Source organism: Meridianimarinicoccus zhengii (assembly GCF_003254465.1).
Taxonomy (GTDB): Bacteria; Pseudomonadota; Alphaproteobacteria; order Rhodobacterales; family Rhodobacteraceae; genus Meridianimarinicoccus; species Meridianimarinicoccus zhengii.
The window spans coordinates 21,028-34,285 of record NZ_QDFI01000046.1; the positions used below are offsets into that span (position 1 = coordinate 21,028).

The 13,258-nt window shown below is 66.3% G+C and carries 13 protein-coding genes; 7 read left to right on the forward strand and 6 right to left on the reverse strand.

Annotated features, from left to right (window positions below; translation table 11 throughout):
• Positions 1-188: 188 nt before the first annotated feature.
• Positions 189-1,385: a mandelate racemase/muconate lactonizing enzyme family protein gene (locus DDE13_RS14600; RefSeq protein WP_111405027.1), complete on the reverse strand. Its 1,197-nt coding sequence runs from the start codon at positions 1,383-1,385 to the stop codon at positions 189-191.
• Between the two features lie 391 nt (positions 1,386-1,776).
• On the opposite strand from DDE13_RS14600, the gene DDE13_RS14605 reads away from it, so the two are divergent.
• The 5 genes from DDE13_RS14605 (at position 1,777) to DDE13_RS14625 (ending at position 7,239) form a co-directional block, all read left to right on the forward strand.
• Complete coding sequence (locus DDE13_RS14605) at positions 1,777-2,796, forward strand: TRAP transporter substrate-binding protein (RefSeq protein ID WP_111405028.1); 1,020 nt, start codon at positions 1,777-1,779, stop codon at positions 2,794-2,796.
• A gap of 70 nt (positions 2,797-2,866) precedes the next feature.
• Positions 2,867-3,424: a TRAP transporter small permease subunit gene (locus tag DDE13_RS14610; protein ID WP_111405029.1), complete on the forward strand. Its 558-nt coding sequence runs from the start codon at positions 2,867-2,869 to the stop codon at positions 3,422-3,424.
• Entirely contained in the window at positions 3,424-4,749 is a 1,326-nt protein-coding gene (locus DDE13_RS14615; RefSeq protein ID WP_111405030.1) for a TRAP transporter large permease, read from the forward strand. Before DDE13_RS14610 ends, DDE13_RS14615 begins: the two co-directional genes overlap by 1 nt.
• Positions 4,750-5,575: 826 nt before the next feature.
• Positions 5,576-6,247, forward strand: a complete 672-nt coding sequence (locus tag DDE13_RS14620; protein WP_111405031.1) for a cupin domain-containing protein — start codon at positions 5,576-5,578, stop codon at positions 6,245-6,247.
• Positions 6,244-7,239 (forward strand): flavin monoamine oxidase family protein, encoded by a 996-nt coding sequence (locus DDE13_RS14625; RefSeq protein ID WP_111405032.1) that lies wholly within the window; start codon positions 6,244-6,246, stop codon positions 7,237-7,239. Before DDE13_RS14620 ends, DDE13_RS14625 begins: the two co-directional genes overlap by 4 nt.
• 305 nt (positions 7,240-7,544) lie before the next feature.
• On the opposite strand, the gene DDE13_RS14630 is transcribed toward DDE13_RS14625, so the two are convergent.
• On the reverse strand, positions 7,545-7,919 hold the full coding sequence (locus tag DDE13_RS14630; RefSeq protein WP_162631026.1) for a hypothetical protein: 375 nt from the start codon (positions 7,917-7,919) through the stop codon (positions 7,545-7,547).
• Positions 7,920-7,922: 3 nt separating this feature from the next.
• Positions 7,923-9,446, reverse strand: a complete 1,524-nt coding sequence (locus DDE13_RS14635; protein ID WP_162631027.1) for a caspase family protein — start codon at positions 9,444-9,446, stop codon at positions 7,923-7,925.
• A gap of 394 nt (positions 9,447-9,840) precedes the next feature.
• Between DDE13_RS14635 and DDE13_RS23445 the strand changes: the two genes are divergently transcribed.
• Positions 9,841-10,134: a helix-turn-helix domain-containing protein gene (locus tag DDE13_RS23445; RefSeq protein WP_235868715.1), complete on the forward strand. Its 294-nt coding sequence runs from the start codon at positions 9,841-9,843 to the stop codon at positions 10,132-10,134.
• Positions 10,135-10,540: 406 nt separating this feature from the next.
• Here the strand turns inward: DDE13_RS23445 and DDE13_RS14645 are convergent, their stop codons facing one another.
• Genes DDE13_RS14645 through DDE13_RS14655 form a run of 3 tightly spaced genes read right to left on the reverse strand, consistent with a single transcriptional unit; the run spans position 10,541 to position 12,243 of the window.
• Entirely contained in the window at positions 10,541-10,963 is a 423-nt protein-coding gene (locus DDE13_RS14645) for a rhodanese-like domain-containing protein (RefSeq protein ID WP_111405035.1), read from the reverse strand.
• Positions 10,964-11,006: 43 nt separating this feature from the next.
• Positions 11,007-11,360: a DsrE/DsrF/TusD sulfur relay family protein gene (locus DDE13_RS14650; protein ID WP_111405036.1), complete on the reverse strand. Its 354-nt coding sequence runs from the start codon at positions 11,358-11,360 to the stop codon at positions 11,007-11,009.
• 28 nt (positions 11,361-11,388) lie between these two features.
• Positions 11,389-12,243 (reverse strand): sterol desaturase family protein, encoded by an 855-nt coding sequence (locus DDE13_RS14655; RefSeq protein ID WP_111405037.1) that lies wholly within the window; start codon positions 12,241-12,243, stop codon positions 11,389-11,391.
• Positions 12,244-12,331: 88 nt separating this feature from the next.
• On the opposite strand from DDE13_RS14655, the gene DDE13_RS14660 reads away from it, so the two are divergent.
• Positions 12,332-13,006: an ArsR/SmtB family transcription factor gene (locus tag DDE13_RS14660; RefSeq protein ID WP_111405038.1), complete on the forward strand. Its 675-nt coding sequence runs from the start codon at positions 12,332-12,334 to the stop codon at positions 13,004-13,006.
• The last annotated feature ends 252 nt before the right edge of the window (positions 13,007-13,258 follow it).

Consider the following 13,258-nt stretch of genomic DNA (forward strand, 5'->3'; position numbering starts at 1 on the left):
GGGTATTCCGGCATTGTGTTGCAAGGGAAAGCGGCACGAATTCGGGCATGGCCGGGCAGGATGTAGACGCCGGTGCAGGCCACGTGTTCCCGCGCCACTTTCGACGGCTCGACGATCCGGCGCCATGACCGGACCTCGTCAGGGACGGGTGTGCGCCACGCCTGGCGTCGCGAAAAGGGCAAGGGGGATCATGCGGCAGTCGTCGATCGCCGGGTGGTCGAGAACGCCCGGTCGATCTCGGGATGAAGTTCGAGCCCGAGGCCCGGTCCCGGCGGAACGGTGATCATGCCACCGCGGACCACGGGCAGTGCGGTGACGAGGTCGCGATACCATGTGTGATAGAAGGCCCGCACGCTTTCCTGCACCAGCGCGTTGGGCGCGTTCAGCGACAGGTGGGTGGATGCCGTCAGGACCACCGGCCCGGTGCAGTCGTGGGGGGCCACCGGCAGGTGCCACGCCTCGGCCATCGCGGCGATCTTGCGCGCCTCGGACAGGCCGCCGCACCAGCTGATGTCCAGCATCACCACGCCGGCCGCACCGGTTTCCAGCAGGTCGCGGAACGCCCATCGCGTGGCCAGCGTTTCCGACGCGCAGATGGGCGCGGGCGATGCGGCGGCATAGCGTTTCAGACTGGCGAGGCTATCCATCCGTATCGGGTCCTCGTGCCAGTAGGTGTCGAAGGGTGCCAGCGCCCGGGCGATCTGCATTGCAGGCAAAAGCTGCCAGAGCGAATGGAACTCCACCATGATGTCCATCCGGTCGCCGACCGCGGCGCGGATACGCTCGAACGGCACCAGAGCGGCCTTGAGATCGGCGGTCGAGATCGACTGGCCGCGGGTCTTTTCGGCGGCGATGTCGAAGGGCCAGATCTTCATGGCGGTGATGCCTTCCTCCAGCAGCGACAGCGCCAGATCGTCGGCGCGGTGCAGGAAGGCATCGAGATCGTCATACGCCCCCGCGCGCCCCTGTCCCCAGTTCGCCACCGTTTGGCCGGTCGCCTTGCGGATGTATTCGGTGCCCGCGCAGGTGTTGTAGGTGCGGATGGCGTCGCGGGTGAAACCGCCCAGAAGTTGCGCGATCGGCTGTCCCACAGCCTTGCCGAACAGGTCCCACAGCGCGATGTCGAAGGCGGAGTTGCCCCGCATCTCTGCGCCCGAGGACCGGAAGCCGACATAGCCCGCCAGATCCGCCGACAGTGCGTCGATGGCCAGCGGATCGCGCCCGATCACCCGCGGGGCGAGCCAGTCGTGGACATGCGCCTCCACCGTGGTCGCGCCGAAGAACGTCTCCCCCAGTCCGGTCAGCCCGGCGTCGGTGTGCACCATCAGCCAGATGAGGTTGGGACGCTCCGCGATCCGCAGGGTTTCCAGCGCCGTGATCTTCATCGGTTTCTCCTTCCTGCAGGACGAGCGGTCCCGGTGTCTGCGCGGGCGGCGGCCCGGCCTGCTTGGAATGCCCGGCCATGGCCCTGAGGGCCGAAAGCCATAGACCGGGCTATCGCGCCGCGCCTGTGTCTGTCCGGCATCCGGCAGGTCACGGCGCGTGCCGCGCGAACGGGGCCCATTCCGCCGCGCTTGCGATACTGTGCACCGGCAGTGCGCTTCGTGGTCAAGTGCCATCTGCGGTCGTCGCGGCGGCAAGCGATCCAGACCAAGCACCGGGCATCAGCCGGTCCGGAATGGAACGTTGACAGATGATGGCGCGGGTACCTAGCGTCGGACAGGATGCCGCGGCGCAAGATCGCGACACCGCGACAGACAAGGAGGAGGACTCAGGATGCGACTGATCACGACACTGGCCGCGACCACTGCGCTGTTCGGCGCGCTCGCCACGGCCGCCATGGCACAGGATTACACGCTGCGTGTCCAAAGTTCGGACCCGGCGGGCAACGCCAATTTCATCCTGCAGCAGGAATGGGCCAAGGACGTCGCCGAACGCACGGATGGCGCGGTCGAGATCGACCTGCTGCCGGTGGAAACGATCGTGGCGCATTCGGAAACGCAGGACGCGGTGGCCGCGGGTATTCTCGACGGGCATTTCACCGACACCTCCTATTTCGCGGGAAGGGACCCGGCCTTCGGCCTGATCGCCAACCCGGTCGGGGCGTGGTCGTCGCCGCAGCAGTTGTTCGATTTCATGGAAAACGGCGGCGGCAAGGAACTGATGAACGAGATGCTCAACCCTTACGGGTTGCAGTTCCTCGGGGCCACCACGCCGGGGCTTGAAGCGTTCCTGTCCAAGGTCCCTCTGGAAGGCGTGGACGATCTCGATGGGCTGAAGCTGCGCGCGCCCGAAGGCATGGTACAGCGCGTCTTTGCCGCTGCGGGCGCAGCGCCCGTGAACCTGCCCGGATCGGAGGTGTTCACTTCGCTCGACAAGGGTGTGATCGACGCGGCGGATTATTCGGTGTTCTCGACCAACCACCAGCAGGGCATGCACGACGTGGCGGGTCACCCGGTTTATCCGGGCTTCCATTCCATGCCGCTGGTCGAGGTCTCGATCAACAAGGACGTGTGGGATTCCATGCCCTCCGAGGTCCAGACGGCGATGGAAGACTCGGTGCGCGACTGGGCGCAGATGCAGGTCGCCACGTTGTCCGAGCGGGACGAGCAGGCGGTGGAAGAAGCCCGGGCCAATCCCGATATCACAGTGCACAACTGGTCCGATGAAGAACGCGCGCGCTTCCGTGCCATCGCGCAGACCGAATGGGAAAAGGCCGCCGAAGGGTCCGAGAACGCCCGCAAGGTCTATGAGACCCTCACGGCCTACCTGCGGGACCAGGGCCTGATGAACTGACCATCGCCCAAAGGACCGCCGGGCGCGCAGCGTGCCCGGCGGTCCTTCACGCCAGAAAGGCGGGTGTTCCATGAACGACGAGTCGGAACCGCGGCCACCGTTGCAGGAACTGGGCGGGCCTGCGCCGGAAGCCGGCGCACTGGGGCGCACCATCGACCGGCTGGGCGTTGTCTTCGCAGTGGCTATCCTGTGTTCGGCGGCGATCCTCGGGTTGGAAGTGGTGCTGCGCTATGTCTTCAACAAACCCACGATCTGGGCCCATGAAACGGTGATCTTCCTGACGGCCGTGTCCTTCGTCTATGGCGGGGTCTATGTCGCCGCGCGCAACGCGCATATTCGGGTGGTGCTGATCTATGACGCGCTGTCGCCGCGGGTGCGGCGGCGTTTCGACGTCGCAATCTCTCTCGCCTGCCTCGGGTCGACCGCGTTCTTCGCCTGGGCCGCATGGATGAGCGTCAAGCGCGCGGTCTGGACCCCCGCAGGCGATCTCCGGCTGGAGACGACAGGCAGCGCTTGGGATCCGCCCACGCCGGGGCTGCTGAAACTGTTCCTGTTCGCCATCCTGATCGTGATGGCGGTGCAGTTCGCCGTTCTGGCGTGGAACTATGCCCGGCGGACGCTTGATTGATGGATCTCGTCGCGCTTCTGCCCGATCTCAAGGCCATGGGCATCGAATGGGCCACGTTCTGGATGTTCGTGTCGCTGTTCGGGCTGCTGCTGACCGGCATGCCGCTGGCGTTCGTCACGCTGTTGGTGGCGCTGATCTTCGCGCTGGGATGGTTCGGGCCGATGGCTGTTCCGCTGATCACATCGCGGATCTTCAGCTTCGTGAATTCCTTCGTCTTCGTGTCGGTGCCGATGTTCGTGCTGATGGCGGCGATTCTCGACCGGTCGGGCATCGCGCGCGACCTGTTCGATGCCATGCGCGTGGTGGGTGGGCGGCTGCGCGGGGGCGTGGCGATCCAGACGCTGCTGGTAGCGGTGATCCTTGCCGCGATGTCCGGCATCATCGGGGGCGAGGTCGTGCTTCTGGGCCTTCTGGCGCTGCCGCAGATGCTGCGGCTGGGCTATGACCGCAAGCTCGCCATTGGCGTGTGCTGCGCCGGCGGTGCGCTTGGCACCATGGTGCCACCGTCGATCGTGCTCATCATCTATGGGCTGACGGCTTCGGTTTCCATCGGGGATCTGTTCACCGCCTCTTTCCTGCCGGGGCTGATGCTTGCGTCCTTTTACATCGCCTACGTTCTGATCCGTGCCTACCTGAACCCCGCGCTCGCCCCGATCCCCGAGCAGTCCGAAACCACGACGACCGAAAAGCTGCGGCTGCTCAAGGGGTTGTTCCTGCCGGTCCTCGTGGTCATCTTCGTGCTGGGGTCGATCTATGGCGGCATCGCCTCGGTCACCGAGGCGTCGGCGATCGGGGTGATCGGCGTGGTTTTGTCCACGGTGATCCGCGGTGAATTCACGCTGGACCTGGTGATGGGAGCTGCGCAACGGACGCTGGCGACCGTGGGGATGATCGTCTGGATCGGCATCGGCGCCTCGGCGCTGGTGGGGGTGTTCAACCTGATGGGTGGGATCGATTTCGTCTCGACCCTGATCACCGGGGTTTCGGAGAATCCCACGGTCATCGTTCTGTTCATGATGCTGATCCTGTTCGTGCTGGGCATGTTCCTCGACTGGGTGGGGATCGCGCTGTTGACCATGCCGATCTTCGTGCCGATCATCCGCGATCTCGGGCTGGATCCTGTCTGGTTCGGCGTGGTCTTCGCCATGAACATGCAGGTCAGCTTCCTGTCGCCCCCCTTTGGTCCCGCAGCCTTCTATCTCAAGTCGGTCACCCCGCCCGACATATCGCTGGGCGAGATTTTCCGCGCGCTTCTTCCCTTCATCGCCATGCAGATCCTTGCGGTGGGTTTGCTGATCGTTTTTCCGGGCATCACCGGGCGCTGATCGTCGGGACGACGACATGACCGACGGCAAGCCCGCTCGCGGCCCTCCCCAGCGGGTCGACCGCGTGGCCATGCCTGTCAGCCCTGTTTTCATATGCTCCCGTTCCCTCCTTGGCGGCCTGAACATGCGGGCAGCTCGGATGTTTCATCGTGCTGCGCCCAAACGACTTGGCGCTCCGCCACAAATCCCATGAAAAGGGCATTCGCTCCGTTGTGCTCAACCCTCAGAGCATGCTGATCGACAGGCGGGCAGGGCGCCTGACCGGACTGGGCAACGAGAAACAAGATGGGTTGCACGGGTGCTTCGGGGAGTGGCGCAACCGCGTGCGAAACGGTGTCGGCGTTCGACCGGAGGGTGGCACAGAAAACTGGCCGCCGATGCCAAGTGAGTTCGAGTTCAAAGCGAACGGCCGGCAGCAGCGCTGGAACGCGTTGCAATGCGAGTGCGGAACAGGCTGCTGACAAAACATGAGAGTTTTCGCGCCATGGCGGTCCGCAGGGACCTCACATGATCCGAAATAGCCGAATGAAATCAGGGTATATGTGTCACGCACGGTGCGAAATCCGGGCCTGTGGATAACAGTGGATCATGACGACGGTGTTCCGTGCGAAATGTCTTGTCCGATCTGTTAGACGGTCGCTCAAGGCTGAAAAGACAAACGGAAAGGTGAAGACATTACGGGGTGGTGAAAGTCCGATAGGTGTGACACCCCGTCAGCGCACACATATTCAAGAAACGGCTTGAGCGCCCGCCGCGGGTTGAAGCATGTCGTGCCCGATCCAGTTCACTCGATTCCGAGATACGGACCCGAAAGGACCACCAGCCCATGCATCTGAACGCGGATTTCAGCCAGCGCGCGCTCGTGCGCTTCGACGACAGCGACTGGGTCGCGTCGCCCATGCCCGGTGTCCGGCGCCGGATGCTGGACCGCATCGGGGACGAGGTCGCCCGCGCCACCAGCATCGTGCGCTTCGATCCCGGCAGTGCCTTTTCCGCGCACACCCATGACGGCGGCGAGGAATACCTGGTGCTCGACGGCACGTTCCAGGACGAGGACGGTGACTTCCCGACCGGCTTCTACGTGCGCAACCCGCCGACCACGTCGCACATGCCGGCGGCACGGGACGGGGCCACGATCCTCGTCAAGCTGCACCAGTTCGACGCCGCCGACCGGACGCAAGTCCAGATCGACAGTGGTGCCGCGGCGTGGTCCGACGCCGCGCCGGGTGTCACCCGTTTGCCGCTGCACGCGGACGCGCGCGAAGTCGTGGCGATGGAACGCTGGGCGCCCGGCACGACGCGCACCCTCGATGCCTCGGGCGGGCTGGAGGTTTTCGTGATCGCGGGGGCGCTGTCAGACGGGACGGACCGGCTTTCCCGCTGGGACTGGCTGCGCCTGCCGGTCGGGTCGGATTTCACGGCGAAGGCCGGTGATCAGGGTGCACATGTCTGGATCAAGACCGGGCACCTGCGCACGGCGGCGGGCGACCCTGCATGACCGTCCAGACGGACATCTGCATCATCGGTGCGGGGCTTTCGGGCCTTGCGCTGGCGGCCGCGCTTCGGGCCGGGGGCAGGGCGATCATGGTGCTCGAGGCGCGCGACAGGCCGGGCGGGCGCGTGCTGTCACCCGGCGGGCATGACCTCGGGCCGTCCTGGGTCTGGCCGCACAACCGGCGCATGCTGGCGCTGCTGGACCGTCTGGGCCTGAGCCATTTTCCGCAGCATACCTCCGGGCGGCTGGTGTTCGAGGACGCCACCGGCGCGATCAACCGGGACATGGACTTCGCCACCATGGCCGGTGCGCTGCGCGTCGAGGGCGGGCTGGCGCGGGTCACGGATACGCTGGCGGCCGAGGTCGGTGACGCGCTGAGCCTGTCCTGTCCGGTGCAGCGGGTAGCCCCGGACAGGGACGGCGTGACCGTGACGGCGGCGGGCGATGCGATCCGCGCGAACCGCGTCGTGCTTGCCCTGCCGCCCCGGCTGGCCGCCGGGCTGGGCGTGCCGGTCCCCGACGTTCCGACATGGATGGCCGGACAGGCCAAGCTGGTCGCAACCTATCCGACGCCTTTCTGGCGGGACCAAGGGCTGAACGGCGACGCGATCTCCCATCGCGGGCCGCTGGCGGAGATCCACGATGCCGCGCCCAGTGGCGCCGAAACGGGCGCGCTGTTCGGCTTCGCCCATCCCGGTGCCGCGCGCGCGCCGGATTTCCGCGAAGCGGCGCTTGCACAGCTCGCGCGCCTGTTCGGACCGGCGGCTGCAACCCCGGTGGATGTGCTGATCAAGGACTGGAGTACGGACCGCGCCACCGCCACACCCGCCGACCGCGCACCACCCGCGGACCATCCGGCCTATCACCCACTGGCCCCGACGGGGCGGCTGTTCTTCGCCGGAACCGAAATAGCCCCCGAGGACGGCGGCTTCCTCGAGGGTGCATTGGCGGCAGCCGAGGCGGTCTATGCCCGGCTTGGCGCAATCCCGGCCTGAGTCCGCAAGAGAGGCGCACCGGGACAGTGCGTCACGCGAAACGCCGCATAGGCATCCGGACGCAGTCCGGCGGCAACTGCCAGAGTCCGGTCCGGCCTTTGCCGGCGCAGAATTCGGCACCACGGACGGAAAGCCGTCCTGCGGCACTGCGGCATGGCAACAGTGGTATCCAGCGGAAGCAGCCGCCAGTTGAGCCCAATCCAGACCTACACCCATAAGCAGGGCCTGCGATCGGCTTGAAGCAGCCGATACATGCAGTCGCACATTCCTGCCGTCACAGCTCATCGTCAGGGACGGTTCGGGGGTCAGCCGGGCCCGACAAGCTCGGCCAGCCGCCGTGCGTCCGAGACCGCGTCCTGAAGGCGCCGGAGCCGCTCCTCATCGGTCGGCGCGCTGACGTCCCGATCGAGAAGCTCCGTCACCTCCGCGTCGACTTGGGGCGGGATGTCCCGGCCAGACACCGCGGCTTCTGTCCGCGCCGCGGCCACCTCGCGCTTGGAGCGCGCCCATTCCGCCTGCCAGCGGTCGATCTCCGGGCTCGGCACCCCGGTATGCTGCATCTCGGGCGGCGCGGCCATGTCGGCGGCGGGGGGGTCTTCCGGCCCTGGCCACCACGCTTCCACGTAAGAGCATCCCGAGATCAATAACACGGCAGCAAGCGGGCGCCACGATGTCCACATGGGTCAAAGTCCTTCCATCATCGATGCGAGCCAGGTGTAGGAGCCATCCGGCGCAGTCCGCGCGATCGCGAGATGCCTGGTGAATGTCCGGGCGTCCGACAGCGCGCGGTCCGACAGGCGCGTGATGCCGCGGCTGGAGGCGAAGCGCGGCTGCGCGTCCTCCGACATCCAGTCCGCCAGATACCGGTCGGTCAGCGCGATCAGGTCGCTGTAATAGGTTCGGCTGGCGTCGAGATCCGCGGCGACGTTCCGGCGGATCCGTTCGACCTGGGCGACATCGTCGCGCATCCGCTGCAACGCCGACTGCGCCTGCGCGTCGTCGCCGAAATCGGCTTCGGCGATGCGCAGGTTGTCCCGCGCCTGCTCTAGCGCCGTGTCGACCGAGGCATAGCGTTGCAGGTCGTTCTTAAGGATGCCGACCGTGTAGGTGCCGACATAGGTCGCCGTGCGCGCCGCTTCGGCCATGAGCGCCGGAAAACCGCGTGCGCCTGCGGGTCGGGTCGATTGCCAGCGCGCGAAGGCCTGCCGGACTTCCGTGTCAGGCACATCCGCCGCGTTCGGCACGAGATGGCCGATCATCTCGAGCGCCGCAGTCGCCGCCGGCAGGTCGGTCGTGTCAAGGTCGGTCGCTTCAGGCGCGTTCCCCTGCAGGGCGTCGATCCGGAGCTGCGCCACGATCTTGTAGAGACCTTCCGGAAAGCTTTCGAGATAGTCCCGGTAGCTTTCGACGCTGCCGGCAACCACGGCCTCGCGCCAGACACTGAGCTCATCGCCGGGGTCCAGCGGATCGGGCGGCGCGGCCAGATAGTGCTCGCCGAGCACGGCTTCCTCCACCCAGGGCACCTGCTGGCCGCCGGTATCGCCGACGACATCCTGCCGCACCCGTCCGAACATGATGCGCACGTCGATGCCGGGTGTTTCGACATGGTCCAGAAGCGCTGCGGTGAAGGTGCTGTTCGCGCCAAGGCCGTCGGCGGCAACGTTGCCCGGATCGGTGGCATAAGCGACCAGCGTGCCGATGGACCCCGAGACAGGCGAAAGCCCGGCCTCGCCGATCCGGGTCCCCCCGAACGGATTGTCCCGGCACGCGTCGAGGATGACGAGCGACAGCTCTGCACCGGCCGCCTCCACGCCGGTCAACACCTCCGACAGCGTGACGCTGGAATCGACTAGCGCCGGTGCGGACAACTCGGCCAGTTCGGTCCCGATCAGGTAATTCTCGGCTTCTGCCTGAACCGAATGGCCGGCATAGAATACTAGCGCGATATCTGCGCCCCGCGCGGAACGGCCCAGCCAGTCCAGCGCCGCACGCATCTGTGGCCGCGACAGATCGACCTCGGATCGTACCTCGAAGCCCAGCCGCGTGAGTGCCGCGCCGAGCGCGCGGACATCGTTGGCCGGATTGGCGAGCGCGAAGTCGTCGTTCCGGTAGCCGCCGTTGCCGATCAGCAGAGCAACGCGCCCGTCGGCAGCGACCGGCGCCGGCGCGAACCAGAGGACGAAGACGATCAAAGGCCAGTAGCGCATGCGATGTCCCTCGCGGTTGCGGCCCGAAGCGGTGCCGGCGTCTCCATGCTGACATGTCGCCATGGGTCAGGGAAGACCCCGGGGCGTAACGCGTCACGCGCGGACGGTGGCTCTGTGGGTTGCGCGGAAGGGGCGTGGCTTGCCGAAACTCCGACTTGCGGGACATCCCTGCAGCATAGGTAGGCCGTCACGCCATTTGAACGGACTTTCCGCTGCGCCGGATCGACAAGAACGGTAGTGCCCCACCGGGTTATCGCTTGCGGCGATTATGCCTGTTCAACCTTGAAGCAACCGGTTGCGCAGGCGAGAACGGATATCTTTTGGGATCATCAGTTGTCCATTGCGCGCGCTCAGCGCAGCATGGAGTCGTGTGTTGTCCCGCCCAAGGTCACCCATGCTCCCCGCACTCGACACCGGCACCGACCTGTCCGGGGCTGTCGGGCTTGCAGCCTGGAACCGGCGGATCGCGTTGAACATGACGCAGACAGAGCTTGCCACGCGGTCCGGTGTTCCGCTGGGCACGCTCAAGTGGTTCGAACGGCTTGGGGAGGTGTCGCTGCCGTCGCTGCTGGCGCTGGCCGAGGCGCTGAATGCGCGCCCAGCCTTCCACAGGCTCTTCGCTGCCCGAATTCCGCAGGCTGGACGAGTTCGAACGCCAGGCGTCGTTGCCCGGCCACGCGCGACCTAGGTCGCGCCGGATTGCCCGGCAGTTTATCCTGCGCCGTCTTCACGTGGCGCTGGCGTCCGCCTATGAACTGTGCTTCAGCCACGGTCCGGGCGGCGAGCATATGCTGCCGGTGGGGGGAAGAAGGCCGCAGGCCGGGGCGCGCGCATATGGATGCCGTGGCCGCGTCAGCCGGGATCAAGCTGCGCAGCGCGGGCGAGATCGTCGATGAGGTGGACGCAGCCCTTTCAGACTGGCCCCCCGCGCCATCGAGGCCCAGGTGACCCCAGCGCATGGCAGGGGAGATCGCGCGGGCCAGCCAGACGGCGCGTGGATGGTGACGCACATGTGCATCTGGGCCTTCCGGCAAGAAAGGACCGGCTAGGTCCGTCTGGCCGCATTTGACCCGATCCGACCATGCTTCCGCAGGTCAAGGTTTCCAGGCGGCATCCTGCTGCCACCCTGTCAGTCCCGATTGCAGCAAAACGACGTTGTCGCGCCCTGCCACACGCAGCGCGAAAGCCGCCTGCGCCGACAGGCTTCCGGTGTTGCAGAACAGGATCGTCATGCGATCCTCCGGAATATCATCGATCCGGTCGAGCACTTCGCGCCACTCGATGTTGACGGCACCGGGGATCGTGCCCTCCGCGAACTGGCCTGCATCGCGGGTATCCACGAAGAGCGCGGCTTCGAAGACCTCTCTGTCGATCTGTTGCGGCACGATGATGCCTGCCTCGTATTCCGAGAACATCATGTATTCCTGCATGGCGTCGACGGCCGCGTCCTGCGCAAGTCCGGGGGCTGCGTGCAGGCCGAGCGCAATGGTCGCCGCAAGAAGGTGTTTCAGGGTCATTCGGGGTCTCCTCCGCTTCGGGTATTCGGTCCTGATGTGCCCCTCAGAACACCAGCACCTTGTCCGCCGCGAGCGTCGCTTGCGCGAGTTCGTCCATGGTGGACCGCTCCGCTCCGTCCATCATGTCGTCCACGGTCAAGCAACGTGCGTCCATGCAGGTGCCGCACATCAGAACGCGCCCGCTTGCGGACAGAACGCGACGGATCATGCGCTCCAGGTTGTAGAAGCCTTCGGGCGTCTTCTGCCCTGCCTTGGCGCACAGGACCGCGTCGGCCATCAGGAAGACGGTGATCTCGGCCTCCGGGTCGTTCTTGGTCAGTGCATGGGCCATGCGCAGGCCGTTGAAGCTGCGCTCGGTGCCATAGGGCGGATCGTTCAGCAGGATCAGGTGTTTCATGCGCGTTCCGTTTCTCGGCCTGTTTTGGTCATTCCGCCGGTTCCCTGCGTGTGATGCGCGGATCGAGTGCGCCGCCCGAGGCAGGGCCACGCACCGGCTGGAACAGCATCCGGTCGAGCCACAGATCGCGGGGCGTGCGGAACTGCTCGATCCCGATCTCCATCCCCTGATGGCCCCGCGCCGGTTGCGCGACGTAGGTGCCCAGGAGACGGTCCCACCACGGCAGGTTGAAGCCGTAATTCGAGTTGGTCTCGCGCGGATCGACGGAATGATGCACGCGGTGCATGTCGGGCGTCACCAAGAACAGGCGCAGCACGCGGTCCACCGGGCGCGGCAGGTCGATATTGGCGTGGTTGAAGAGCGCAGTGGCGTGCAGCAGCACCTCGAACAGCAGCACGGCGATGGCAGTCGGGCCGAGGGCCGCGACCACCGACAGCTTGATCCCCATGGAGATCAGGATCTCCACCGGGTGGAACCGCAGGCCCGTCGTCGCGTCGAAATCGAGATCCGCATGGTGCATCCGGTGCAGCCGCCACAGCCCCGGCACGGCATGGAACATCACGTGCTGAAGATAGATCGCGAGGTCGAGCAGCAGCATGGAAACGATCACCGCAACCCACGGGGCCACGTCGATGACGTTGAACAGCCCCCAGCCGCGGTCCGCGGCCATCACCGCAAGGCCCACCGCGAGGATGGGAAAGGTCAGCCGCAGGATCACGGTGTCGAGCACCACGAGCGCAAGGTTGTTGCTCCAGCGCAGGACGCGGGGGAATTCGCGCCGCCGCCGCGGGGCCGCGATTTCCCACAGCGCCATCGCCGCCAGCACGCCAAGGAATGCGGCAAGGCGGATCGTCGGTTCTGCGGCAAGGATCGTGTCGGACATGGATGCGGACCTTCGGGGGGTTGTGGCGCGCGGCGGTGCTGCTATCATTCAATTCATAGATTGAAGGACTGTCCGCCGGAGGCACACCATGTCAATCAGTCCGAAGCTGGCCCTCCTCGAAGAGTACGCGAGCGTCGCCCGCGCGCTGTCCGCGCCCGCACGGCTGATGCTTCTCGAACAACTGGCACAGGGCGAACGCGGGGTCGAAGGGTTGGCCGACAAGACCGGGCTGACGGTCGCCAACTGCTCGCAGCACCTGCAACAGCTCCGTCGCGCGGGTCTTGTCACGAGCCGGCGCGACGGCAAGGCGGTGATCTATCGGCTGACCGACGCGAAGACGCTGGACCTGATGGACCTGCTGCGCATCGTGGCGGAACGGAACCTCGCACAGGTCGAGCACATCCTGCGTGGTCTCTCGGACGGCGCGGACGCCCCCGAACCGGTCAGTCGCGCCGATCTGGCCGCGCGGCTTGCCGAAGGCGCCGTCACGCTGCTCGATGTCCGGCCCGCCGACGAATACGCCGCGGCACATATTCCCGGCGCGGTGAACGCGACGCTTGCCGATCTCGGTATGATCCTCACGCGGCTCGACCCGGAGGCCGAGATCGTCGCCTATTGCCGCGGCCCCTACTGCATCTACGCCCATCAGGCCGTCGCCGCCCTGCGCGCACGCGGCTACACGGCGCACCGCCTGGACGGCGGCTTGCCGGAATGGCGCGCGGATGGCCGGGCGGTATCTTCTGTGCATGCGGGACAGGTGTAGCGGCGCGGGGCCACGCGTTGACCGGCGAACGTCGTGATCTTGGCAGCAGGACACGTCGTGAGGGCAATTTTGCGGATAAATCCGCGCTGCGATCACCCTACCAGATCGTCCAGCCTCACGCCAAGCGCATCGGCGTTGCGCAACTCCGTCGACAGAGGATTCACTTCGTGAATCCATGCCGTTAGACGTGCCGCATGAGCAAGCCATCTCCCGCCCGCTATCGCACGACGAACTGGTCCAGCTACAACGCGT